Here is a 25,003-nt window from a genome sequence, read left to right as displayed (position 1 = left end):
AAGGGAGTTAAGGAAATGTCCAATGTAATACCTTATGTGGTGGAACAGACAAATCGTGGAGAGCGTTCCTATGACATTTACTCACGCCTGTTAAAGGATCGCATCATCTTTCTCGGTTCAGAAGTGACAGATGAGACAGCCAACAGTGTGGTGGCGCAGTTACTGTTTCTTGCTGCAGAAGATCCGGAGAAAGATATATCGTTGTATATTAACAGTCCTGGTGGCTCGATTACAGCCGGTTTTGCGATTTATGACACGATGCAATTTATCAAGCCGGATATTCAGACAATCTGCACTGGGTTGGCCGCATCTTTTGGTGCTATGCTATTAGTTGCAGGAACGAAAGGGAAGAGGATGGCCCTGCCAAACAGTGAAGTGTTGATTCATCAGCCGCTGGGCGGTGCCAAAGGTCAGGCTGCCGATCTGGAAATAAGTGCACGCCGGATTTTGCAAATGCGGCAGCGTATTAACAAGATTATTTCCGAAAGAACCGGACAGCCAATCGAAAAAATCGCAAAAGATTCTGACCGTGATTATTTCATGACCGCCGAAGAAGCGAAAGAATACGGGATGATTGATGAAGTCATTCATTCCAAGGATTTACTGTAGAATAGGAAAATGGCCGATCCAATTACTGGGTCGGCCATTTTCTTCCTTAATAATGATTCGGTTTTCGTTCTAATTCAAACGGGGAAGTTACTTCAACAAGCTACAAAAAATGGATATAATAAAATGGCTCAGTCCATCATACTGAGCCATTTTATATTTAATTGCAAACAGAAACATAAGGCAATATAAATTAGGCTTGCTTTTTTAAATTATTGCGATAGGTATCGCAACTTAATTTGAAATTAATGACAGCCTTTTTATTTATTTTCCTATAAAAAAATGGAACCATCCCTAATTAAAATACATCTTAACTTCGAAGGACAAAAAACAAAGTGATAAGGAGGGGGATTCTTGAATAAGAAGGAAGTTCTGGAGGTAAGGATAGATGAGTACACCAATAGACTTGCCTGCTAACTGATGACTAGCTATTTAATATTTGATTAGAACATTGTCTTGTTTGGATAGAGGGTCTGATTTCTATGATCATTATTGGCTTGCGGAAATGAGGGAAAAGCTTAAGCTCTACAATCAGGAGGAGCAAGATGAAGTGTTGATTCAAGACTTGCCCTACATCATGGAAGAACACGATACCGATTTTATCAATACTTTCCGCGCTTTGAAATGAGGCCAAACGGAGAAAACAACAATGCATGGTACATCAGCGTTTATGGATTGGTTTCAAAGTTTGATTGACAGGAAAGGATTTCCAGGAAAGAGGAAGCATTGTAAGCTGCAGTGCAAAAAGGGGATTTCACCTTGACAGAGCGACTTAATGAAATACTTTCCGCGCCGTATGCTTATACCGACAAACAGGAGCCTTATACTGAATTACCAGAACCATCCGACCGTCCATCCATATCAGACTTATTGCGGTACGTGATTAAGAAAAAAATGTTTATCCTAAAAGGGAAGGGCAGTTTTCATGGGCTTTTTTCGTCTCTATAATATTGAGGGTTTAGGGAATTTTTATTTAAATACAAAAAGTCCTATCTTTACTCCTCGCGACTATTCGAAGTAACATGTGCGGTAAAATTCGAAGAAACTCAACACTAAGTGGGGATCCCGAGTTTATAATATTGCAAAAAAACCACATTCGCCGAGGTGGCAAGACCAAAGGGTTCATCATTGATGAATATAAAGGCTATACCAAGGCGAATAAATACTTGGTCATCCTAGTGTTTTATAAACAAAAAAACCGATAAATATACTGCCCGAATATGAAAGAGTTATATATATTGAATATTTAATATATGCATTTTCCGTTTTAATAAAACCAGTAAGCGCTTTATTTTTATTCATATATTCTGTTGTGTGTAAGTGATTATAAAAAAGCAATCATTTTACCATTCTTTTAGTTTTTTGTTAAGTTTGTCTTATTATTAACATCACCTGTTTGATGACTAGTCTTTATTGTGTTTTAGTACTGAATCTAATGCTTTTTTTAATTGATCCGGTTCTTGAGTGCCGATTATCACTGTATTATCTTTCAACTTTAATTTTATGCCTTCTGTTCCACTCATATTATAAGCAATTTCACCTTTTGTATTAATGCGGATTCCCCAACCGCCAAATTTTTTTAGTGAGTTGTAAGTAATCCTTTCATAGTCGTTTAGATTCCTGAAAAGGTATTTCTTATATTGAAAATTAAACGGGAAAAAACGAATATAAATTCCATCCGTATGAACTTCTATTATAAGCTTTAGTAATCCAAACAATCCTGGGAGAGCGACTCCAAAAACCAACCAAAAAACTATTGTTATCACATCTGGTGCAGGGTTATTCCCTATATCTACATCATAAATAATTTGTTGAATGAACCAATACCACATGTAAGCAACACCCAGTAAAATCAAACCCCATAACCACAATTGTCGTGGTCGCTGGACTTCTCGATACACATTTTTGTTATCTTCCCTCATAAAATTCCTCCTATTTCACTACCCATATGTTCTTATTAAAGCATATTCCAGGGTATTTAAAATGTCAGCTGAAATCATTTTTTCTCATCTGATTAACAAAAATATTAGAGTGTTAGTTAAATGAGGAGTAAAGTTATGGTAGTAACAATGGTATGTGTGTAAAAGAAATCGGCGGATTGACTAGTTGAAACATGCTGCTAAGGCCCCATATCTAACCGCCGACTATGATTCTGCCTTTTTGCATTTTACTTCTCATTAGAGAAGAGTGGGGAAATCCCATCCTTTTATAATGTTATTGTACAGAATCTACAATTTTATTCACAAGCATCTCTAGCTCCATATCCCCGGATACTGAATTACTACTTACTGTCTCATTATACGCTGCTGCAACATTAGCAACAACAAGACCATTCGCTGCTATTGCTGCATTAAGAACATATATTCCAGCAACAAAGACAATGCCTACGGCAACTGCTGCCATGCAATTTCCATTAAACTCACCATTTGGGTTTGATACATCAAAATCTAAATTTTTTATAGCTTGTTGCAATACTTCTGATCCTTTTACGATAGCACTGTAAGTTGCCTTGTGATTTCCACTCTTTATTGCTTGCTCGAACTCATTAAAAAAATTTGGGTTGACATTTTCCATCTCATTTAAAATTTTTTCTGCTCTTTTTACATTTTCTTCAGATTTATTTATTTTCTTCTGTTCCTCAGTCCAAATATCAGATAGCAATTCACTAACTGGTCCTTGACCAAAGACTAACCCCCTGTATATGGTTTTGCCATCATAATTATTAAGATTAATTGTTGATTGGGCTGAAGTAAAACTGGCTGAAATCATAGTAAATATAATGGTCATGGATAAAATAGTAACGAGGTATTTTTTTAACATAACTTCCTCCTTTCTAGAAATTGATGCTTAGTTCTAATTTTTACTTATGTTTTGTCTATAGGAGTTTCCCCTACTAATGCAATTACTTTATGCGTTTAAATTCAACATCACCTCCTTTAAAAAACTGTTTTTTTGTATTAAAAAAATTAAAATTCTTAATTCCACCAAGAGATTTGAAATTAATCTCTGATTCTACTGGTCTAAAATATAAAAGTAATGCCGCAAACATAATCAATGAAAATGTATATAATCCTATTACTACGGCAATACCACTGTGCAAAAGCATTCCTAAATATAAGAGATATTTCCAATACTTCTTGGATACGAATAACCCAATAAACATCATTGCTTCTATCACTAGTGTGCCCCAAGTAATTACTACTACAAACTTGCTAGTTAATAAAAGGTTTAGTGAATTAGATAGAAAAGGAAGAGAACCCAACATGATATCATTTAAATAATAATAGACTGCAGTACCATTTAACCACTCTTCCTCATTGAGTTTGCCAACAAATGCATGAAAATAAATGATTGAAACTTGAATTCTTATAAATACTAAATTAAGTTTAGCTATTAAAGCGCTATAAATATTTGAATTATAATAATCAGCTTTTGACAGATTACTCCAATGCCACCTTCTTGGGTCTGTAAGGGTCAAAGGTAAAAGAAGAATAGAGATTACCATTGCAACTTGTTCCCCTCCATCAAGAGTAACGGCTGATGCTTGAATACTGTATGCTATCCAAGCCTGGACAATCCCTGTTATTCTAGGCCTCCATCCTGAAGCGACAACTACCAACAGTAGTACAGCAATCCATTTCACGATGTTAAGATATAGATAATCATTAGGAACTAAACAAAAGATACTTATACTTGAAGTGCTACATTGAGGATATTCAGAAATTCCTGCAGCGGGGCGAAATAAAATACTAGCATGATTCACAGCTAATGTTAGCGCTAACATAGAAGCGATTACAGTTCTTGATAATCCATATACATTTGTCCAAGGAGAGTCAGCCCATGTCCATCTTATTACAAATCTACCTAATCTATTGAACAAGATACATCTAACCTCACAATCTTTGACGGCATATCAATAGTCTGTTTTCTACTCCAGGCCCAAGGGACGGGCTCTTGTAAAACAATATCTATTTGCCCACATATTGTTGGATATTCTAATGGGTTCTTGACACTGTGACTAATTAAATTATCACTGCAATTTTTGTTACCGGGATCACATTCAACGAAATCTTCATCCGAAATGTTAGATCTTAATAAACCTATTTCAATTCCTTGACTTCTTCCATGCCGATTTATCCCAAAAGCATTTTTAATAGAACTATTTGGCCAATTAGCGGCTAATTCGCCATTTTCATCATAAGCTAAAAACAAATCGCTTCTAGGATCACGACTATAAAATGCCCAAGTTTGCGGAAGCCATTGTTCAATTTTAATTTGTTCAGAAAAAGGCAGTTTCAATGGACTATTTGGCAACATTCTATGTATTGAATAAAAAAATATAGTAATCCATATTAAAATAATTAAAAAGGAAACCATGCCTATTGTACTATAACTTTCACTTTCAATTCTATTTTTCTTAGACATAACACCCTCCTGATCCTAAATTTTGTTCCTATACAATCTTTATGGATTCTATATATAATTGTTACATAGACTTTTATAGTTTTTTTCTTCCCTTTCTCGTTTATTGAAACTGAGGGGGAAGTAGGTATAAAAGCTGAGTGGGAAAAACTAGAAATAATAAAACATCAGGATTTGTCTTAATGTAAGAATTGAGATTGAATGATTCTGTGTATTTAGTTATCCATGAGTGAAGTGAGATTTTAAAACGAAGTAGTTATAATCTTAGGAGAGAATGCTTAGATAGTTTACATATAATTGTTATTATTGTAACATTTTATTTTTAATTGTTAATATAGTAAAAAAGTACCCTTTCAATACATAAAGGGATTTTGATTTCCATTAAATTTCCATTGGGCAAAAGTTTTAGCCGCATCCAATTAGATTATTTCTAAACTTCTCAAAATAATTTAGGAATCGGCACTGTCGGATGTACCAACATATGCACCGGGTTGGCCGCATCTTTTCGTGCTATGCTATTAGTTGCAGGAACGAAAGGGAAGAGGATGGCCCTGCCAAACAGTGAAGTGTTGATTCATCAGCCGCTGGGCGGAGCCAAAGGTCAGGCTGCCGATCTGGAAATAAGTGCACGTTGGATTTTGCAAATGCGGCAGCGTATTAACAAGATTATTTCAGAAAGAACCGGACAGGCAATCGAAAAAATCGCAAAAGATTCTGACCGTGATTATTTCATGACCGCCGAAGAAGCGAAAGAATACGGGATGATTGATCAAGTCATTCATTCCAAGGATTTACTGTAGAATAGGAAAATGGCCGACCCAATTACTGGGTCGGCCATTTTTAATGCTCCGGCTTTTGCCCTAGAGCATGCTTGCCGGCGTTAACTTGAAGGGATTGATAAAAAAGTGAAATAAACCCATATATAAGCCATCGAGAAGAAAAGAAGACTATTCTCAATGGCAGAACAACTGTAGTATTATGGAATAATTTTCTAAAGAACAAGTGTGTAAAGAATTATTTAAATCAAAAAGGAAAATTATGTCCTCAAACAGAATGTTTTTAGAAATAAATTAATATAGGTTAGGTGGTTTTTTTGGAAAGAAATGTCCCAAGAAAGATTCATATTATTGGCTCCGTTGGAAGTGGTAAAACAACTTTAGCAAAAGAAATATCCTTAAAGTTAGATGTACCATATTACGAATTAGATAATGTGGTTTGGATAAGGGAAAAGTCGGAAGATATAAAAAGGACGGAAGAGGAAAGAGAAGAGTATCTAAATAGTATCATACAATCAGATAGTTGGATAATTGAAGGGGTGCACAACGAGGACTGGGTAAGCAATTGTTTCCAAAATGCAGATTTAATTATTTTTTTAGATACAAAATATTCCGTAAGAACCTACCGAATAATAAAAAGGTTTCTTAAACAAAAACTTCGATTAGAGAAGTCAAATTACAAACCAACATTAAAAATATTTTTTAATATGTTTAAATGGAACCGATATTTTGAAGAGGTAGGGAAAATTAATTTTTTCAACAATTATTACATCCACAGAAACAAAATAGAAGTTATTAAAAATACAGATTGTATAAAGAGATACTTCAATTAACGGATATTCGGTAGTTCCAAAAGTAAAAAAATCGCCGCAACCATGCCTACAGGTGATATAGTAAAAACAAAGCGATTTTTTTGGAGGATACGATGTACCGTTATACATTTTGGCTTTGTTTTTTATTATTGGCAGGGTTATGGGGATTTGCCCTCCTGCAGCCACAGGGGGTGGTCGGGATTTCTCCTGTCCGCTGGTTTGGCAGTGCTTTGTTTTTTGCATTATATTTTTTGCTTCCGCTGTTCCGCAGCCGGGCAGCAATCCAGGCAATATTACTAAGCAGCTCCAGTCTAGTCATTATGGCTGTATTTTGGCCGTTACATACCGATACACCTAATCATTTAATCTTGTTGTTGTTTGCTTACTTGGCGGGAGAGGCTGTCTATCGGCTGCCCGGCCGTCATGCACTTATCTCCGGGGCAGTCATAGGGATCTGTGCCGTTCTTCCGGCACTTGAAGAAAATGGGGAGTATTTTTCCTTTCCGTTCTTGTTCTTTTATCTGGCTATGCTCGGCTTGGCGCTTTCCATCTTTCATCGCATCCATCAGGAATTAGAGGCAGTCGCAGTGCGGTACGATGCCTTGCTGCGTGAATATCGCGGTCTAAAGCGGAGAGCCGTTTCGGATGAAAAGCTGGCCAGGCAACAGGAACGAACCCAAATCGGCCGAGAGATTCACGACAGTGTCGGACATAAGCTCACCAACTTATTGATGCAGCTGGAAGTGGCACGGATGGAAGCAGAAGAAGCGCAAAAAAAACGGATCGGCCTGTTAAAAGGATTGGCCCAGGAAAGCCTGGATGAAACCCGCACTGCGGTCAAAGCTTTGAGCCAGGAGGAAATCGGCGGTATTCCGGCAATGATACGTTTGATCCGCAAGCTTGAGGCGGAGAAGTTTATCCGGATACAATTTGCCGTCAAAAACCGTGCCTTTTCTGCTCGGTTGACGCCTGAACAAGCCGCAGCAATGTACCGGGCTGTGCAGGAATCATTGACCAATGTGATGCGCCATGGATCGAATAGAGAAGCTTCCATCACGTTTGAATCAGCTGGCGAACGAATATTCCGGTTTGAAGTTTCCAATCCAATTCCATCTGGTTATCGATTTGAGGAGGGCTATGGATTGACCTCCATGAAAGAACGTGTCCAGCAGGCCGGCGGGAGTCTGGAAATTTTGGCTTATAACTGCTTATTCATCATCCGGGGAACGTTCCCGCTGCAAAAAAAGGAGGACACCGCAAGTGGTTCGGATTCTATTAGCTGAGGATCAGTCGCTGGTTGCTCAGGGGCTTAAAATGATGATGGAAACAGATGAAGCACTGCAAGTGACCGGAGAAGCGAAAAACGGAAAGGCAGCGATAGCTCTCTGTGAAAAACAACGGTTCGATTTGGCAGTCCTTGATATCCGTATGCCAGTAATGGATGGGCTCGAAGCGGCTAAGATAATTCGCAGCCGCTGGCCAGACATGAAGATATTGATGCTGACGACGTTCAACGATGACGAGTATGTCCTGCAGGCACTGAAGATAGGTGCGCATGGCTACATGCTTAAGGATGCGGATGCCGATACGCTGATCCACTCGGTGAAAAACTGCCTTGCGGGAGGGCTCCAGCTTCAAGGGGAAGTTGCAGCCAAAGTGATGCCGCGACTATTGCATGCAAAAAAGCCGGAGATGGAGAAAGAGCATAATTTAACTCCTCGCGAACTTGATATATTAAAGCAGATTGGCGAAGGAAAAAGCAACAAAGAAATCGCAGCTGAATTGTCTTTATCGGTAGGCACGGTAAAAAATCATATTTCCCAGCTGCTGGATAAACTCGAGCTCCGCGATAGGACCCAACTGGCTATTTACGCCATACGCAATGGTTTTGTATAAAAAAAGTGACGCAGGTCACGGTTTGTCATTTCAATTAGTGACGGGAGACAGTATGCATGCTGTCTTCTTTTTTTTATACTTTAAAAGAGATAAACCAAACGGTATCGAAAATGGCATTAAAGGGGGAATACGCAGTGTTGGAAACAACGAATTTGAAAAAAATGTTTAAAAAGAATGTTGCGGTGTCTGACGTCAATTTATATTTAGATAAAGGAGAGTCAGTTGGCCTGCTAGGACCGAATGGAGCAGGAAAATCGACGGCGATTTCGATGATCTCATCGCTCGTTAAACCGACAGCGGGAGATGTGACATGGCATGGGAAGAGCGTTGTCAAAGATCCAAACGTCATCCGTATGTACTTGGGCGTTGTGCCGCAGGATATTGCGCTATATAAGGAACTTACGGCCGTGGAAAATCTCAGGTTTTTCGGAAGAATTTATGGTTTGAAGGGCAAAGCGCTGGAATCGCAAATGGCAAATGTTCTGGAAATCGTCGGGCTTACCGAACGTAAAAACGAACTCGTTAAACATTATTCCGGCGGTATGCAAAGAAGAATCAACATCGCCGTTGCCCTGCTTCATGAACCGGAAATCATCATCATGGATGAACCGACTGTCGGAATCGACCCGCAATCGCGTAACTACATCCTGGAAATGGTCCAAAAGCTTAATCAAGAAAAGGGTATGACGGTATTGTACACAAGTCATTACATGGAAGAGGTCGAAAGGCTTTGCGATCGGATTTATATTATGGATCACGGCAAAGTGATCGCTTCCGGAACCAAGCAAGAGCTCACCAGTATTTTGTCCAGTGAAGAAACGATTTGGATAGAACTGGATCGCTCCTACCCTGATCTTGCCGCTGAGTTGAATGAGATGGAGGGTGTGCTCCGTGTCACCGAGACTGACAATGGCATCAAGCTGATCACACCTAAAAATAGCAGGCTGCTCGGAAGTATTTTTCAGGCTGCGGAACGCCAACAAGTCCAGATAACCAGTTTGAATGTCCAAGTGCCGACACTCGAGGATGTATTTTTACATCTGACAGGCCGCAAGCTGAGAGATTAGGGGGGGACGATGGATGCTATCATTTTTGAAAAAAGATGTAATGGTACTGATCCGGGATCGAACCGAATTACTCGTCTTATTATTAATGCCGATAATCTTGACGGTGATTTTAGGATTTGCATTGAAAGGGATGTTTGCTGGAGGGTTTTCTTCTTTTGATATGAAGGTTGCAGTTGTTGACCACAATGATCGTCAGGCAGGGATCGAGCAATTTACAGAAGAAGTCAAGCAACTTTCCGTACCAGAGGAAGCGAAAGATCGACTTATAGAAGCGGCGGAGTCTTCCGAGCCTTCCGCTCTGATGATGAACATGCTTGAAGGCGATGAACTCGGCCAGGTGTTGGAAACGGAAAAAGTGAATGAAAACAAGGCAATTGAAGCATTAGAGAATGGCAAAGTTACCGCCCTACTAAAGATACCGGAAAATTTCACTTATTTATCGCTGAAAAAGATGCTGCTGGACGAGGGGAAGAGCGCGGAGCTTGAAATGGTGGAGGGAAAGGATTCCTCGCTTATGGCTGGTATTTTCTATGACACGGTTGAGCGCTTTGTCCGTACGTTCAATTTTGAAACAGCTATTGCACAAGCCGCTGACGGGACGGATGTCACAAGAAAATCGTCTGAAGGGAATCAGGAAGATTTAGGGGGCGTTATTACAGTAACAGACCAGGAGCCTATTTCATCGATTGAATACTATTCAATCGGTATGGCTGTGATGTTTGCCATGTTTGTGGCTTCGACCATTGCATCAAAGGCTTATGTAGAGAATTATCAAAACGTGTTTGCTCGAATTCTATTGTCGGGAAAACATCCGCTTCTCTTTTTATCCGGAAAAGCGATTTCTACAACTGTTTTAGTGTTCATACAGCTTGTCCTGCTATTCGGCATGGGAAGACTTGTATTGCAAGCTTTTGCCGATAATTCCTGGCGGTTTTGGCTCGGCATGCTGGTGATAGGAGCAGTCTTTTCCTTATGTATCGGTGGTTTGGGTGCTTTATTGACCGCCATTACGGTGAAATCGGAAAGCAATGTTGTTCCAGGTATATTTGCTGGAGGGATCGTGACCGTATTGGCTATGCTCGGAGGAAGTTTTTTCCCCGTGTCCGGAATGCCTGCACTGTTTACAACCCTTGGAAATTGGACGCCGAACGGGATTATGTTAAATATGACACTTCAATGGGCGCAAGGTCTCGGAATGTCTTACATTTTGCCGTTGATCTTTCGGCTGCTGCTATTGACAGTTGTACTAATCGCAGTCAGTTTGTTGATTTTTTCAAAAAGGAGGGCGGCTTAAGTGAAATCAATTTTTCTTTTACAGCTGCAGCGGCTGCGCCGTGAACCTTTGATGGTCCTTTCCATGTTAGGGATGACTTTTATCTTTGTATTCTTTCTTGGCGGGTTTAAAACTTACGGACAATTGGATGTTCCAGTTTATCTTGACCAGTCCATGAATGAAGAGGAGCAGGATGCCTTGCTGGCAAAGCTAAACGAATCTGAGAGCTATGTGTTTACCGAAACAGATCAGAAAACGGCCGAAAAACAGGTCGCCTTAGGCGATGCTGCCTTTGCGATGAAAGGGATGTCTGATAACTACAGGATGCTGACTGCCGCTGATGATCCTAATCAAGTGCTTGTCGATCAGTATGTTAAACAGATCTATGTAGAAAAACTGCGTCTGAAGGAAGCAGAGCAAGCTACAGGAGATGCAGATTACCGCAGTAAGGTTGAAGCCGCCTTAGTGAATGCCCCTATTACATTGACTGCATCGACAGCTGAAGGGGAGTCGACCTCCGGCGGATATTCTCAACGCAATCATTTCTTGTTTGGCATGACGTTGTTTTTTTCGATATACACGATTATTTTCAGTTTGAGTAAAGTGGCCGAAGAAAAACGGACTGGAACCTGGAACCGAGTGATTTTATCACCGGTCAAAAAACTCCACTTATATATCGGACACTTGGCTTACTCGTTTATGATCGGGTTTTTGCAAATCGTGTTTATCTTTTCGGTATTCCGATATGGGTTTGATTATGAAATCGGCGACAATTATGGCATGATTTTAGTGGCGGTAGCCTGTTATACTTTTGCCGTAGTAGCGTTGGGGATGTTGCTGTTAGGATTGGTGAAGAGCCTTGAACAGCTCAATGCACTTGTACCAATTATTTCGGTTAGTATGGCAATGATTGGGGGAGCATACTGGCCGATTGAAGCGGTTAGTAACAACGTTATTCTCGGTATATCCAAAGTGGTTCCGGTTACGTACGGCATGGAAGCATTAAAGGGAATTTCCCTTGGCCAATCGATGTCTACCCTGGCTCAGCCTTTAGCAATCCTAGTGGTGATCGGGGTCTTATGTATGGGAATAGGAATCAACTTGATGGAGCGTAAAGTCTAACATTCCCAGTTAATGGGAGAGGCAGTCCGGTAGAGAGGACTGCCTTTTTTTTGGAGAATATGATTCCTTTCAGCTAGTGAGTATGAATTAGGGGATAAAAGCAGGAACTGCGTACAGTAACTAGAAGATTAATACAAGCAAAAGAACAAGGAGGTTTTTGATGAGCAAAGTGGAGGAAATCCGGGATAGCTGGTACGGCCACCGCCAGGTATTACAGGAATTGCTGACAAAAATTGATGATAAGCATGTAGATTTCAAGCCTTGGGACGGGGCTTTCTCCTTAGGTGGACTGGCCGTTCATTTGGCAACTTCCATGGAGATGTTCACCAAGTCCATCAAAGAAGGTGTATTCACTTTTCCAGATAGCAAGCCGGAATTCGAGACATTGCAGGACGTCCGGAATATAGTGGATAACTATACGCAAACTACTTTAAAGCATTTTGAATCGATTACTGACCAACATTTGGATAAGCAGTTAGAGATGAATGGGTTTGATGCTCCTGCGGCTGTTTGGCTGAGCAATGCAAGAGACCATGAAATCCATCATAAAGGACAGCTCTATACTTATGCGCGAATTGCCGGAGTGCAAGAGGTTCCGTTTTTTATGAAACAACCGAACAAACGTTGAATCTGCAAAGTTTTACCATAGCTTGGATGACTAGCGCATTGCTGGTTGGGATGACTTTTTGGTGTGTGAAAAGTAACGTGGTACTAATCAGAATAGTTGAAAGAATAAAAGCTCCCGTTTAGGATATGGATACAAAGGGCGGATTAGTCAGAACTTTCACCTATTTAGGAGGCGGGTTTATGGATTTAATGCTTCATGGAAAACGTGCGTTAGTAACTGGATCGACATCAGGAATAGGGAATGCAATTGCTTTAAGATTGGCAGCTGAAGGCGCAGAAGTGATTATCAATGGACGCGGGAAGGAGAAAATCAACCAGACAATCGATGAAATAAAATCAGCATATCCAGAAGCCATCCTTCATGCAGCAGAAGCAGATTTAGGTACAGCTGAAGGCTGCCAAAAGATCATGCAGGAACAACAGAATATCGACATTTTAATTAATAATCTCGGTATATTTGAGCCGAATGATTACTTTGACATCCCTGATGAGGAATGGTTCAAGTTATTCGAGGTCAATATCATGAGCAGTGTCCGGTTGACACGCCAATATTTACAGCGAATGATGGAAAAAGATAGCGGTAGAGTGATTTTTATCGGCAGTGAAGCTGCTTTAATGCCTTCACAGGAAATGGCCCACTACAGTGCGACAAAGACGATGCAGTTATCCTTGTCGAGGAGCCTTGCTGAACTTACTACTGGAACAAGGGTAACGGTGAATACGATCATGCCGGGTTCCACACTGACTGGCGGGGTCGAAGTCATGTTAGAGAAGTTATATCCAGGGGAGAATCTATCGCTTGAAGAGGCGGAAACTAAGTTTATGAAAGAGAATCGTCCAACTTCGATTATTCAGCGTTTAATTAGACCAAAAGAAATCGCGGACTTTGTGACGTTTGTCAGCAGCCCGCTTTCATCCGCAATCAACGGTTCTGCCTTACGGATAGATGGCGGTCTTGTCCGGACTGTTTTTTAACCTTACACAAAAAGCTGTTCCGTTTTTGGAACAGCTTTTTGTATAGGTTCTGTGAAAGGGAAGTTGATAGAGAAACTGGAAAAATATGCATGATTTTCTCTTTTGCTTGTTTATCAGTTTTTTACTGAAAAAATTTTATTTATTATTGCTTTTTATCTCTTCCCGTAAGTTTTTAATCTCTTCTGTTTGGTTTAATAAATTATTATTTATCTTTCTCAAAGCATCGTAAACAGCAAAAATACCTGCAAATATTAAGAAACCAAATAGGAAATTCATGTTAAAAGCCCCCTTATTGACCTGACACATATTATTTGTATACCCGTTCTCACTCAACAGCAGTGGGTATCAACCTTTCATACAGGCTCACTATTATATCTTTCCATATTTTCTACTTTATTTCCTTCCCATTAAGCCAAACTTTCACCTTTACGATCTGTTTTTTTGTGGAGGGGATATTTCTTGTGGTGACGAAAGAGATGGAACCAGCAAGGAGATTCTAAGACCGTTTAGAAACGTACATTTTCGGAATAATTATTATTTTTGTTCGTTTTAGTTCGTCATTTGGTTGATTTTTTTCTGTTTAAAAGGGTATGATGTTCGTAAATGGTAAGAGGAGGGATTCTATGTTTGGAGTGCCAGGTCAAGAAAAGGCTATGAAAATGGTATTACTAGGTTCTGGGGAACTAGGTAAAGAGATGATCATTGAAGCACAGCGTCTGGGAGTGGAAACCGTCGCTATTGACCGTTACCAAGGTGCGCCTGCCATGCAAGTCGCCCATCGTTATTATGTGAGGGATATGCTTGATGGGGCTCAACTGAGGGATGTGATTGAAACCGAGAAACCAGATTTAATCGTGCCGGAAATTGAAGCAATTGCTACGGATACATTGGTTGAACTGGAACAGCAAGGGTATCGTGTGGTTCCGACTGCTTATGCAACACAGCTGACGATGGACAGGGAGGGGATTCGGCGCTTAGCTAGTGAACAGCTAAAACTTCCGACAGCAGATTATGCATTTGCCGAATCATTAGATGAATTAAAACAAGCTGTACATAAAATCGGGACACCGTGCGTAATCAAACCCTTGATGAGTTCCTCTGGAAAAGGCCAGACAGTTTGCCGTAACGAAGGGGAAATCGAAATTTCCTGGCAGGAGGCACTGAAAAGTGGACGCGGAAAAAGTACCAGGGTGATTGTGGAAGAATTCGTCTCTTTCGAATCGGAAATCACTTTACTGACCGTCCGCTCCTCTTCCGGGACAGTGTTCTGTCCGCCGATTGGTCATAAGCAGCAAGATGGAGATTATATTCAGTTGTGGCAGCCTCATACAATGAGCAAGGAGCAAATACGGGAAGCAGAAGACATCGCTAAAAAGATCACAGACCATCTTGGAGGTTTCGGTGTCTTCGGAGTAGAATTGTTTCTTACCAGACAAGGCGTTTACTTTAGCGAAGTTTCTCCACGGCCTCACGATACGGGGATGGTAACACTGGCGACCCAGGATTTATCCGAATTTGCATTACATGTACGGACGATACTGGGATTGCCGGTGGATAAGGTGACATTCATTTCTCCTGGTGCAAGTCAAGCGGTCAAATCGGCGAGCGACATGGAATCCTATTTCTTCGAAGGTGCTGAACAGGCACTACAGACTCCTGGTACTCAGGTAAGATTATTTGGGAAGCCTACAGCCTCGATCGGACGCAGGTTGGCTGTCGTGCTTAATAGAGCAGAAGATGTAGAAGCAGCAAAACAGCAAGTGGCAGAAGCGGCATCCCAGTTGAAAATGAAGAACACGGAGTCAGTGGGAAAATAAATACGCTTTATATGGAAAGGGATGGAAGCATGAAAGCAACGTTGGCGGAAGCATTCAACCAAACGTCGTATCGGTTATCGGGCCATACACCGCGTAACCTAGAAGTGCTTAAACAGGCTTTGAATCAAGTGGATGGTGAGAGAGCGAGCGACATGTATGGAAAAGGCGAGATAATCGAGGATTTTCAGGATAAATTGGCCGATTTTTTGGGTAAGGAGGCGGCAGTGTTTTTCCCTAGCGGTACGATGGCACAGCAAATAGCGTTAAGAATTTGGGCAGATGAAAAGCAGGTGAAGCGGGTCGCTTACCATCCATTGTCCCATCTGGAGATCCATGAAGAAGACGGACTGAAAGAGCTTCATCATCTAGAGACAATATTATTGGCAGACGAAAATCGTGTGATCGAGCTGGAGGATGTCACGGGGTTGGATAAAGAGATCGCATGCCTGCTGCTGGAACTGCCGCAGCGGGAAATCGGCGGCCAGCTTCCGTCCTACGAAACCTTGGAAGCAATTTCCGAATATTGCAGAAAGCAGGGCATTCGTCTCCATTTAGATGGCGCGAGACTTTTGGAGATCCTGCCTTATTATAGAAAGTCTGCAGCAGAAATAGGTGCTTTATTCGACAGTGTCTATATCTCCATGTACAAAGGATTGGGCGGTGTAGCCGGTGCGATACTTGCTGGCGAGGCATCTTTCACAGAGAAGTCCAAGGTGTGGAAACGGCGGCACGGCGGGGACCTTATCAGCCTTTATCCATACATTCTTTCCGCCGATTACTATTTTGAAAAACACAAAGACAAAATGGACCAATATTATCAGGACGCCGTGCAGTTGGCAGAGCAGTTTAATCGTTGCCCGTACATTTCAACAGTGCCAGAAATCCCGGTATCGAATATGTTCCATGTATATTTGGCAAAAGGGAAGGAAGCTGCAGAATCTCTCTTAGCTTCGATTTATGAAGAAGGTGGAATAGGGCTCACAAGTTACGTTAAAGAAAAAAATGAACAAGCTTGTTATTTTGAAGTAAGTATTGGCGAGGGGTACCACTCCATTCCGAAACCTGAGATAAAAAAAACTTTTGAGTTGCTTGGTAAGAAGATAAGCGATCAGGAAGAAAACGAATATTGTGGCTGACGCTTGCTCCGAATTGATAAAGGAGGACACAAGACTATGCCTGTTTTCTGCATGGAGATCAACAAATAAAAAGATGGGAAAGCTCTTTTCCCATCTTTTTATGCAAGTTGCAGCTCAACATCTTGTTAGCTCCGTAGTTCTCGAGCCAGTATCTATATGGTGAACCAATTGAATTATTTGCTCTGGTTAGGTATGTTTGGAGCCTGCGTTTTTCAACCATTCTCGCAGCTTGGCTTTCGGATAATAAACTTTATGGTTGATGACGATATGGGGGATATCGGGAAAATCCTCTTTTAATGATTTTGCATCTTCCTTTGTGATCCCCATAAAATAATGCACTTCGCTTTCTTTCAATAATTGTTGGTCATCCTCTTCGCTAAATGAATCAATCAGTCCTTTGGTTTCGGGATTTTTAAAATTTTTAAGCCCTTCACCAATAAAGTAACCAGCCACAGCAATTCCAATTGCCAGCCAGAAAAAATCCATTTCCATGGTTTTCCTCCTATGTTTGTTATAAAATGCTCTACGTTTGGTTACGTTTCTCTACTCTAGAAAGTTTCACCTTTTATTGAAATCGAAAGGATGAGTGGCTCGGTTTAAAGCAAGCTACGTAACAGGAGGTGAAAGTATGCTGTCAAACATACAGGATGAACATTTTGACGGTGAACGGGAAGGTGTTTATAACGATTCGATCGGCAAAGAAATCGGTGTGCAAAGCGATGCAACTAAAGAATCGGCAAACCCTTTTCACGTGAAGGCACTGAAAAAAGATACCGAATTGAAGCGATATGATCGAACACAAAAGTGATAGAGTAAAAAAGAACAGCGGTGAGAAGGGATTCTCGCCGCTGCTTTTCCTACAAGTTGACGCCGCCCATATTAGGATAGCGATCCCCGGCAGCTACATGTTGCGGAGAAACCTTGTCGATTCGCTCCAAATCTGCTTTCGTCAAGGTAACATCAAGTGCTACTACGTTTTCTTCCAAATACTTAATACGTTTGGTGCCGGGAATCGGCACAATGTCATCTCCTTGTGCCAGCAGCCATGCTAATGCCAGTTGTGCAGGTTTACATTCTTTTTCCTGAGCGATCGCTTCAATATCGGCGACTAGGTCCAGGTTTTTTTGGAAGTTTTCTCCTTGGAAACGAGGAGAAAAGCGACGGTAATCATCTTCGGCTAAATCATCGAACCGTTTGATTTGGCCCGTCAAAAAGCCTCGTCCTAGTGGACTGTAAGGCACATAACCTATGCCGAGTTCGCGGCATGTCGGCAGGATTTCGTCCTCTACATCACGGCTCCATAGTGAGTATTCTGTTTGCAGAGCGGTGATTGGATGTACCTTGTGTGCCCGACGGATGGTTGACGGAGCAGCTTCCGACATGCCAAGAAACCGGACTTTCCCTTCTTTTACTAAGTCAGACATTGCACCGATTGTCTCTTCAATCGGGACATCAGGATCCACGCGATGCTGGTAATATAAATCGATGTGATTCACCCCAAGACGTTTTAGACTGGCATCACAGGCCTTTTTAACATAATCAGGATGCCCATTGACGCCGAGAAAGGAACCATCGTCTCCGCGGACATTCCCGAATTTGGTAGCAAGAACTACTTCGTTTCTACGTTCTTTCAAAGCCCTTCCTACCAATTTTTCATTTTCGCCTACACCATACATGTCAGCTGTATCCAAAAAGTTGATTCCCAGTTCCAGCGCCCGGTCAATCGTTTTTAAAGATTCATCGTCATCGCGACCGCTGTAAAAATCCGACATCCCCATGCAGCCTAACCCGAGAGCAGATACTTTCAATCCTTGGCTTCCAAGTTTCTTCTTTTCCATATTCCTGGTTCACATCCTTTTCCCAAATTTTCATGCTTCAGTGTTGTGATAAAGTGTAACGAAAAATAAGAGAAGATACCATTAATTGGTTTTGACTTGCTAAATAGAGGTTGTTTTATATCGTTATATAAGATATAATCTTAGTAAACGATATAATCAGAGGTGAAGAACTTGGGGCTGGACGAAAAGCTTCTCAATGAGTATTGGACCGATATATATTTTTTATTGCACTATCCGCATAAAGAGAAAGTAACACATCAGGTAATCCGAATCATGCAGTTGATCGAAAAAAAAGAAACTGTCGGTATAGGCGATGTAGCGGAATACTTTGGGATTTCCCATAATACGGCATCGGAGCATGTGAAAAGGATAATCGAAAAGGGGTTCTTGGTAAAAAACAGGGATAAGGCTGATGAAAGAAAAGTCATCTTAGCGTTGACCACCTTCGGACAAAAGGTATTGCAGCGCAATACAAGTCTGGATGGTGAGAAATTAAAACAAGTACTCGCAGGCATGACAGAGGAGGAGAGACAACACATTGAGTCAGCTTTTCAATTATTGAGGGAGCGATCGATAGATGTTTGTTCTGTTTAAGATTCTTTTGTCGGCAATAGTGATTGGGATAGTTACCGAGATTTCCAGACGGATACCTGCTTACGGGGGAATTCTGGCAGCTTTGCCGTTGGTTAGTTTGATCAGTATCATCTGGTTGAAAATACAGGGGGAAACCGGAACAGACCTAAGTAAGTTCGCTTTAGGAGTTCTTTCGGGATTTCCGGCTACTGCTGTTATGTTAGTCGTGGTTTATTTTTCTTTGAAACATGCAGTCAACCTTTACATATCCATTTTAATGGGATTAACTGGATGGATTGTTTTTCTGGTACTACAGGAAGCGGTACTTCGTTATGTGAAACAGACCATCATGTCTTAACATGACAGGAATAGTCGGGAGGATATAAATGGATATAGCAAAAAAAGCAATCCGTAACACGGACGGAGAACTGATTTCTTACAGGTTTATTCGAAACAACCCAAACAACAGCAGACTTTGTGTCATGCTTCCGGGATTAGGCTACTCAACGGATCAACCTTTGTTTTATTTTGCAACCGGGTTGTTTTTTGATAAAGGGTTTGATGTCTTACATATTCAATATGAATATGAGGTTGCTTCTTTTACAAAACGGGGCAGGGAAGAACAATTCAGACTCATAAGTGATGATGTAGAGAAAGTAATGGAAGAGGTCGTCCCAGTAGCTAAATACACGAATATTTATATGATGGCCAAGTCTATCGGTACAGGAGGGCTTGCTCATTTGCTGGAAAAAAGCAAGACAAAACTGGAGATAACAAAAGTTATTTGGCTGACTCCGCTGCTGCAAGTAGATATGCTCTATCATCATTTGCAAAAGTGTTGGATTGAGAGCTTATTGCTTATTGGCGACAAGGACAAATGCTTTGTTAAACAAAGGGTGAGCGGACTCGCTGCCAAGAGCAACTTTAAGGTGCAGATTTTTAACGGTACAGACCATTCCTTGGAGCACAAGAATGGAGTATACCAATCTATTGATTGCTTGAAGGCTGTCATGAAGGAGATAGAATTGTTTACGAAGGAATAATGGAAAAGAGCAGATGGCCAGGGCATATAAATCCATGGCCCTGACCCTTTTACAGATGCTGGTCGGCATATCGCCAGAAACCGAGAGTCCCGGCAACCCCTAGCAATCCGGCAAGGATAACGAGGAAAAGACTGCTGGCATTTAAAAGATTTCCAGTCCCCGAAATGTTACTGAACAATGCAGGTACAGCCCAGGGAAAATAACTTCCATATCCGATGACCGCAATAACTTGAGAGAGAATTAACGTTATCACAATAAATCCTAAAGGGGCTAAGTATCCCTTTCCAATACATGCAAAGAAGGCTACGGGAGTACTTACAAATATAGTAAGAAGCGTTGTAACGGAAAGCACATATATCCCGTCCTGCCAGACAGCTGTAGACCAAAGGGGTAACCCGATTGTCATTCCAATCAAAAAGCCTGCTCCAATTACCCAAGCAGTTAGAACAAACGACCACAGGATGATCGTGAGAAACTTGGCGATCGGAATGTGTGAGCGTGGAAAAGGCATCGCCAGCAAGTCTTTTACAGTACGATCCGTATATTCTCGTCCAAAAACCCAGCTGGTGATAAAACCATACACGAACAATCCGCCAACCGCTATCCCTTGTGCAAGTAACCCTAAGAAGGAAGGCCAATCAGCACTTCCGGCGAGCTGTGCTTTCGCTCCGATTAAACCAATCCTTTCGGCAAAGTCCGGATTTTTCAACACGTACATAAAGAAGCCGCCCATCACCGGCAGCATCGTGAATGCCAAGGCTGTCAGCCAAATCGTTTTGGATTTATAGGATTTGTATATCTCTACTGACACAATGTTAAAGAATGATTTCATGATCAGAAACTCCTTCCCTGCCAGTTATACGTAAAAAGTAAGCTTCAAGGTCTTCTTCCTCCACGAACAGTTTGGTAGGCGGGTATCCAGCGTTGACTAGAAAAGAATTAACGATGTCAGGATGATTAATTGCCTCCCTGTTTTTTATCTCCAAATAGCCCTCCTTACCGTCAGTAACCTGATATCCTGCATGAGATAGTATCCTTTCCGTGTATTTAACATCTCTTGTTTTCACTTTTAATGTTACCGATAGGTGGTAATCAAGCTCTTCTTTCTTTAACTCCTGTATTAATCGGCCATCGTCAATAATAGCGATTTTAGTAGCTGTTCTGGCAATCTCGCCAAGTATATGGCTGGAGATGAAAATCGTTTTGCCGTGTTGATGCGCCAGGTCCTGAATTAATTGCCTTATTTCTACAATGCCGGCCGGATCTAATCCATTGGTTGGTTCGTCCAACACCAATATTTCCGGCTCGTGTAGTAAAGCTTTTGCTATCCCTAAGCGTTGGGCGTTTCCCATTGATAGGTGCCTCACCTTTTTGTGCTCATATTTGTTCAGCTGTAACCGATTGATTATACGAGGGACGGTTGACGAATCTTTTACACCTCGTATTTTTTGTACAAGTAGCAAATTTTCCTTTACGGTAAGTTCCGGATAGGCATAAGGCGTTTCTACCATGTACCCGACATGATGCCAAACATGATGACTATTCGCAGCTATTTTCCGGCCTTTTATATAACATGCGCCGGATGTCGGACGGATCATGCCAAGCAGCATACGGATAGTAGTTGTTTTCCCGGCACCATTTAGACCTAAAAACCCATAAATATCGCCTTGATCTACCGTAAGAGAAACATGATCGACTGCTTTTACACCCTGAAAATTCTTCGTCAGATTCTCTGTTCTAATAGTCTCCATGATTCCCCTCCTTGGCTGTTATACCGCTAATAATCAAATCAATCATTAATCTCATTGTTTCGTCATAAATCGCTTCCCCGATTTCTTTTTTATGAAGGGTCATTAAAAACAAGGAACGGAACAGTCCTGTCAAAACGTCCTCTTGTATATCAACCTCTATTCCAGCTTCTTTCCACAAATTCGTGAAAACGGTCAAGGTATCTGCATCTTTCTTAAAATGTGCTTCCAATCTCTCTTTTGGTAATTTCCTTCTCAGTGCCTGAAGATTGTCTTCCTGTAACATTTGGCTAAACAATGGATTTCCCTCGACCCTTTTTAAGGTTTGGAACAGCAATTGTTTGATTGCTTCCATGGGATCCGCTTTTCGTTTGGGAGAAAAATGAGCAAGCTCTTCTTTAATGGCTTCTTCTTCCTTTTCTAAAATAGCGAAATACAAGTCCTCTTTAGACGAATAAAAAGAATAGAAGCTGCCTTGAGCAATCCCGGCGGCTTTTGATAGCTCGGCGATACTTGTTTTCTTTAAACCATACAAACTGAATAATTGTTTGCCATGTTCTAAAAGTTGAGCATAGATTTCCTCTTTCTCATTCTCGTCAAAACCCCTGGGCAAAGAGATCACCTCCATAAAATATATATGAATTAATTTATTTTTTATTCATATATATTTTATGCGATATGGACAATTTTTTCAATAGCTCTTTTTCAACACTTCTGATAAAGGAATTAAAATAGATTGTTGACGAATCCGTTTAATTTTTATATAGTAAGTAATAATTTAACACTGAATAGTGCGAGGAAAAGGACACACTTTTTTCTTACCGGTTTACAGAGAGGGAAGGCATGGCTGGAAACTTCCTAATGCAGAAGAAAAAAGTACCACCTTTGAGCTGTATTGAGGAAGTCCTAGTATTCAATACCGCAGCCGCGGCGATAAAGCGGAATGAGCCGTCACTTTTTGCAGGAGTGATGGGAAACTGGGTGGAACCACGGGTCTGACACACACTCGTCCCTTTTGTATAGGGATGCGGTGTGTTTTTTGTTTGCATAAAAATAGAAGAATTGCGAGGAAAAGGACAATAGTTTTTCTAGTACGACCTACAGAGAGGGAAGGCAAGGCTGAGAACTTCCCGGTGCAGGTAGATAAACTTACCACCTTGGAGCAGTCCCGGGGAACTTTTAGTAACCGGACCGCAGACGCTGCGATAAAGCCATAACGAAGCTGTCTTGTATCATACTTACTTGACGGGAAGCTGGGTGGAACCACGGGTATCAAACACGCTCGTCCCTTATTTTATAGGGATGGCGTGTTTTTTTATTTATTTGGAAAAGAAGGAGTGACAAGTGATGAGGTCAGAGGAAATAGTTATCCGTTTTCCGGATGGAAGGAATGAGCGGTACCAGCGAGGTGTAACGCTTGAAGAAGTAGCGGGTTCGATCAGCTCGTCTTTACGAAAGAGATCAGTTGTCGGTAAAGTGAACGGCGTGTTGGTAGATTTACGAAGCAGTATTTTAAATGATGCAGAAATAGAGCTGCTAGACGTCCAGTCACAAGAGGGATTGAAGGTGATGCGTCATACTGCTGCGCATGTTTTGGCACAGGCTGTCCGGCGTATTTATGGGGACGTTTATTTGGGCACAGGACCTGTTATTGAAAATGGATTTTATTATGATTTGGAATTGAACCAACCGTTATCGCAAGATGATCTGGAACAAATCGAGAAGGAAATGCAAAAAATAGTTTCGGAAAACCTGCGAATCGAGCGAGAAGAAGTGTCGCGAAATCGGGCAAAGCAATTGTTTGCTGAAGATCCATTGAAGCATGAACTGCTGGAGGATATACCGGATAGTGAACCGATTACTGTGTACCGACAAGGGGAATTTATGGATTTGTGCAGAGGGCCGCATCTTCCGGAGACTCGTCACATTAAAGCATTTAAGCTAACACATGTTTCTGGCGCCTATTGGCGCGGAAACAGGGAAAACCAGATGCTGCAACGAATTTACGGCGTGGCTTTTGCTTCTGAGCCGGATCTGCAGGCTTATTTTGAATATTTACAGGAAGCGGAAAATCGGAACCACCGCAAGCTGGGCCGTGAGTTGAATCTGTTTATGTTTTCGGAAGAAGCGCCAGGCATGCCTTTTTATTTGCCGAACGGTCAATTCGTACGAAATCAATTAGAGGCATTTTTGCGGAATATCCAGTATCAGTATGGCTATCAGGAAGTGCGGACACCGTTCATGATGAACCAGCGGCTTTGGGAACGATCCGGCCATTGGAACCATTATAAAGATAACATGTATTTTTCCGAGGTTGATGACCAGCGGTTTGCCTTGAAGCCAATGAATTGCCCAGGACATATGCTGATTTTCAAAGATAAACTTCGATCTTACCGGGAGCTGCCAATCCGAATGGCTGAGTTTGGCCAGGTGCACCGCCACGAATTCAGTGGTGCGTTGAATGGGCTGTTAAGGGTTCGGACGTTTTGCCAAGATGATGCCCATATCTTTGTGACACCAAATAAAATCGAAGAAGAAATTACCTCCGTGTTGAACTTGATAGACGAAGTATATAATACCTTTGGATTTGACTATTCGATTGAACTTTCGACAAGACCGGAAAATTCGATGGGAGACGAGTCGCTTTGGGACAAAGCGGAAGCGGCCTTAAAGAATGTACTGGAAAAACTGGACTACGACTATCAAATCAATGAAGGAGACGGAGCATTTTACGGGCCGAAAATTGATGTGCACATTAAGGACGCACTAAATCGAAGTCATCAATGTGCGACCGTTCAATTGGATTTTCAAATGCCCGAACTATTTGACCTGTCTTATGTGGATGAAGACAATCAGAAAGTCCGCCCTGTTGTCATACACCGTGCTGTTTTCGGTTCCATTGACCGCTTCTTGGGAATTCTGATCGAGCATTTTGCCGGTTCGTTTCCTGCATGGCTTGCGCCCGTACAAGTAAAATTGATACCGGTGTCCAGTGCTGTTCATGGTGATTACGCAGTGGAAGTGCAAAATCGCTTACAAACAGAAGGAGTACGAGCTGAAGTAGATTTACGAGAGGAAAAAGTCGGTTACAAAATGAGGGAAGCGCAAGTCAAAAAAATCCCATATATACTGGTAGTTGGCGACAGGGAACGCGACAGCCAATCAATTAATGTCAGGAAATATGGTGAAGAGGAGTCTGAAGAGATGAAATGGAGTGTCTTTATCGAATCATTGAAGCAGGAGATTGGTAACTGACGTGGAAATGATGAAGG

General features: G+C 41.4%; 28 protein-coding genes and 1 pseudogene. 19 read left to right on the top strand and 10 right to left on the bottom strand.

The genetic code is table 11. The features are described from left to right. Positions 1–15 precede the first annotated feature (15 nt). Together clpP and BLR82_RS20935 are read left to right on the top strand one after the other, a co-directional pair. Positions 16–609, top strand: coding sequence for an ATP-dependent Clp endopeptidase proteolytic subunit ClpP (clpP, locus tag BLR82_RS04200; RefSeq protein ID WP_074597725.1), 594 nt, complete (start codon positions 16–18; stop codon positions 607–609). Positions 610–1,066: 457 nt separating this feature from the next. Further along, positions 1,067–1,234 (top strand): hypothetical protein, encoded by a 168-nt coding sequence (locus BLR82_RS20935; protein ID WP_175486745.1) that lies wholly within the window; start codon positions 1,067–1,069, stop codon positions 1,232–1,234. A gap of 775 nt (positions 1,235–2,009) precedes the next feature. On the opposite strand, the gene BLR82_RS04185 is transcribed toward BLR82_RS20935, so the two are convergent. The 4 genes from BLR82_RS04185 to BLR82_RS04170 form a co-directional block, all read right to left on the bottom strand. Beyond that, positions 2,010–2,528: a DUF6141 family protein gene (locus tag BLR82_RS04185; protein WP_074597722.1), complete on the bottom strand. Its 519-nt coding sequence runs from the start codon at positions 2,526–2,528 to the stop codon at positions 2,010–2,012. A gap of 292 nt (positions 2,529–2,820) precedes the next feature. Next, complete coding sequence (locus BLR82_RS04180) at positions 2,821–3,426, bottom strand: sporulation delaying protein family toxin (protein ID WP_074597721.1); 606 nt, start codon at positions 3,424–3,426, stop codon at positions 2,821–2,823. Positions 3,427–3,508: 82 nt separating this feature from the next. Continuing rightward, positions 3,509–4,486, bottom strand: a complete 978-nt coding sequence (locus BLR82_RS04175; protein ID WP_074597720.1) for a sporulation-delaying protein SdpB family protein — start codon at positions 4,484–4,486, stop codon at positions 3,509–3,511. Further along, positions 4,471–5,031, bottom strand: coding sequence for an SdpA family antimicrobial peptide system protein (locus BLR82_RS04170; protein ID WP_074597719.1), 561 nt, complete (start codon positions 5,029–5,031; stop codon positions 4,471–4,473). Before BLR82_RS04170 ends, BLR82_RS04175 begins: the two co-directional genes overlap by 16 nt. 476 nt (positions 5,032–5,507) lie before the next feature. On the opposite strand from BLR82_RS04170, the pseudogene BLR82_RS04165 reads away from it, so the two are divergent. The 9 genes and pseudogenes from BLR82_RS04165 to BLR82_RS04125 form a co-directional block, all read left to right on the top strand. Beyond that, positions 5,508–5,828: pseudogene (locus BLR82_RS04165) on the top strand (ATP-dependent Clp protease proteolytic subunit); the annotation flags it as partial. A gap of 293 nt (positions 5,829–6,121) precedes the next feature. Continuing rightward, positions 6,122–6,637, top strand: coding sequence for a P-loop NTPase family protein (locus tag BLR82_RS04160; RefSeq protein ID WP_074597718.1), 516 nt, complete (start codon positions 6,122–6,124; stop codon positions 6,635–6,637). Positions 6,638–6,729: 92 nt separating this feature from the next. Beyond that, the gene (locus BLR82_RS04155) at positions 6,730–7,899 is read left to right on the top strand and encodes a sensor histidine kinase (RefSeq protein WP_074597717.1); all 1,170 of its coding nucleotides are present in this window, start codon (positions 6,730–6,732) and stop codon (positions 7,897–7,899) included. Further along, complete coding sequence (locus tag BLR82_RS04150) at positions 7,877–8,512, top strand: response regulator (protein ID WP_074597716.1); 636 nt, start codon at positions 7,877–7,879, stop codon at positions 8,510–8,512. The genes BLR82_RS04155 and BLR82_RS04150 overlap by 23 nt, the downstream gene beginning before the upstream one ends. Positions 8,513–8,646: 134 nt before the next feature. Continuing rightward, a complete protein-coding gene (locus tag BLR82_RS04145) occupies positions 8,647–9,579 on the top strand; it encodes an ABC transporter ATP-binding protein (RefSeq protein WP_074598264.1) in 933 nt (310 codons plus the stop codon). A gap of 13 nt (positions 9,580–9,592) precedes the next feature. Beyond that, entirely contained in the window at positions 9,593–10,873 is a 1,281-nt protein-coding gene (locus BLR82_RS04140) for an ABC transporter permease (RefSeq protein WP_074597715.1), read from the top strand. After that, entirely contained in the window at positions 10,874–11,974 is a 1,101-nt protein-coding gene (locus BLR82_RS04135) for an ABC transporter permease (protein WP_074597714.1), read from the top strand. Positions 11,975–12,134: 160 nt separating this feature from the next. Next, positions 12,135–12,602: a DinB family protein gene (locus tag BLR82_RS04130; protein WP_074597713.1), complete on the top strand. Its 468-nt coding sequence runs from the start codon at positions 12,135–12,137 to the stop codon at positions 12,600–12,602. A gap of 179 nt (positions 12,603–12,781) precedes the next feature. Then, positions 12,782–13,576 (top strand): SDR family NAD(P)-dependent oxidoreductase, encoded by a 795-nt coding sequence (locus BLR82_RS04125; RefSeq protein ID WP_074597712.1) that lies wholly within the window; start codon positions 12,782–12,784, stop codon positions 13,574–13,576. A 135-nt stretch (positions 13,577–13,711) separates the two neighbouring features. Here the strand turns inward: BLR82_RS04125 and BLR82_RS20930 are convergent, their stop codons facing one another. After that, positions 13,712–13,852 carry a hypothetical protein gene (locus BLR82_RS20930; protein ID WP_175486744.1) on the bottom strand — a complete coding sequence of 47 codons (141 nt, stop codon included), beginning with the start codon at positions 13,850–13,852 and terminating at the stop codon, positions 13,712–13,714. Positions 13,853–14,199: 347 nt separating this feature from the next. On the opposite strand from BLR82_RS20930, the gene purT reads away from it, so the two are divergent. Next, positions 14,200–15,393 carry a formate-dependent phosphoribosylglycinamide formyltransferase gene (purT, locus tag BLR82_RS04120; protein ID WP_074597711.1) on the top strand — a complete coding sequence of 398 codons (1,194 nt, stop codon included), beginning with the start codon at positions 14,200–14,202 and terminating at the stop codon, positions 15,391–15,393. Positions 15,394–15,422: 29 nt separating this feature from the next. Continuing rightward, positions 15,423–16,529: a threonine aldolase family protein gene (locus BLR82_RS04115; RefSeq protein ID WP_074597710.1), complete on the top strand. Its 1,107-nt coding sequence runs from the start codon at positions 15,423–15,425 to the stop codon at positions 16,527–16,529. A 186-nt stretch (positions 16,530–16,715) separates the two neighbouring features. Here the strand turns inward: BLR82_RS04115 and BLR82_RS04110 are convergent, their stop codons facing one another. Further along, a complete protein-coding gene (locus BLR82_RS04110; protein ID WP_074597709.1) occupies positions 16,716–17,021 on the bottom strand; it encodes a DNA-binding protein in 306 nt (101 codons plus the stop codon). 136 nt (positions 17,022–17,157) lie between these two features. Here BLR82_RS04110 and BLR82_RS04105 point away from each other — a divergent pair, with 136 nt between their 5' ends. Next, on the top strand, positions 17,158–17,337 hold the full coding sequence (locus tag BLR82_RS04105) for a hypothetical protein (protein ID WP_074597708.1): 180 nt from the start codon (positions 17,158–17,160) through the stop codon (positions 17,335–17,337). Positions 17,338–17,386: 49 nt separating this feature from the next. On the opposite strand, the gene BLR82_RS04100 is transcribed toward BLR82_RS04105, so the two are convergent. Continuing rightward, a complete protein-coding gene (locus BLR82_RS04100; protein WP_074597707.1) occupies positions 17,387–18,367 on the bottom strand; it encodes an aldo/keto reductase in 981 nt (326 codons plus the stop codon). A 171-nt stretch (positions 18,368–18,538) separates the two neighbouring features. Here BLR82_RS04100 and BLR82_RS04095 point away from each other — a divergent pair, with 171 nt between their 5' ends. Genes BLR82_RS04095 through BLR82_RS04085 form a run of 3 tightly spaced genes read left to right on the top strand, consistent with a single transcriptional unit; the run spans position 18,539 to position 19,983 of the window. Then, positions 18,539–18,961, top strand: coding sequence for a MarR family winged helix-turn-helix transcriptional regulator (locus tag BLR82_RS04095; protein WP_074597706.1), 423 nt, complete (start codon positions 18,539–18,541; stop codon positions 18,959–18,961). Next, positions 18,945–19,298, top strand: coding sequence for a DUF3147 family protein (locus tag BLR82_RS04090; protein ID WP_074597705.1), 354 nt, complete (start codon positions 18,945–18,947; stop codon positions 19,296–19,298). The genes BLR82_RS04095 and BLR82_RS04090 overlap by 17 nt, the downstream gene beginning before the upstream one ends. Before the next feature lie 28 nt (positions 19,299–19,326). After that, entirely contained in the window at positions 19,327–19,983 is a 657-nt protein-coding gene (locus tag BLR82_RS04085; protein WP_074597704.1) for an alpha/beta family hydrolase, read from the top strand. 49 nt (positions 19,984–20,032) lie between these two features. On the opposite strand, the gene BLR82_RS04080 is transcribed toward BLR82_RS04085, so the two are convergent. Genes BLR82_RS04080 through BLR82_RS04070 form a run of 3 tightly spaced genes read right to left on the bottom strand, consistent with a single transcriptional unit; the run spans position 20,033 to position 22,344 of the window. Next, complete coding sequence (locus BLR82_RS04080; RefSeq protein WP_074597703.1) at positions 20,033–20,815, bottom strand: ABC transporter permease; 783 nt, start codon at positions 20,813–20,815, stop codon at positions 20,033–20,035. Continuing rightward, positions 20,799–21,734 carry an ABC transporter ATP-binding protein gene (locus tag BLR82_RS04075; protein WP_074597702.1) on the bottom strand — a complete coding sequence of 312 codons (936 nt, stop codon included), beginning with the start codon at positions 21,732–21,734 and terminating at the stop codon, positions 20,799–20,801. Before BLR82_RS04075 ends, BLR82_RS04080 begins: the two co-directional genes overlap by 17 nt. Continuing rightward, positions 21,721–22,344, bottom strand: coding sequence for a TetR/AcrR family transcriptional regulator (locus tag BLR82_RS04070; protein ID WP_074597701.1), 624 nt, complete (start codon positions 22,342–22,344; stop codon positions 21,721–21,723). Before BLR82_RS04070 ends, BLR82_RS04075 begins: the two co-directional genes overlap by 14 nt. Before the next feature lie 230 nt (positions 22,345–22,574). On the opposite strand from BLR82_RS04070, the gene BLR82_RS21200 reads away from it, so the two are divergent. Together BLR82_RS21200 and thrS are read left to right on the top strand one after the other, a co-directional pair. After that, positions 22,575–22,730, top strand: a complete 156-nt coding sequence (locus tag BLR82_RS21200; RefSeq protein ID WP_217629880.1) for a hypothetical protein — start codon at positions 22,575–22,577, stop codon at positions 22,728–22,730. Between the two features lie 348 nt (positions 22,731–23,078). After that, positions 23,079–24,986: a threonine--tRNA ligase gene (gene thrS / locus BLR82_RS04065; RefSeq protein ID WP_074597700.1), complete on the top strand. Its 1,908-nt coding sequence runs from the start codon at positions 23,079–23,081 to the stop codon at positions 24,984–24,986. The last annotated feature ends 17 nt before the right edge of the window (positions 24,987–25,003 follow it).

It is taken from the genome of Sediminibacillus halophilus, assembly GCF_900103695.1.
In the GTDB taxonomy this organism is placed as follows: Bacteria; Bacillota; Bacilli; order Bacillales; family Amphibacillaceae; genus Sediminibacillus; species Sediminibacillus halophilus.
Note: the sequence above shows the minus strand (reverse complement) of the source record. Positions and strands in the feature narration are given on the sequence as shown.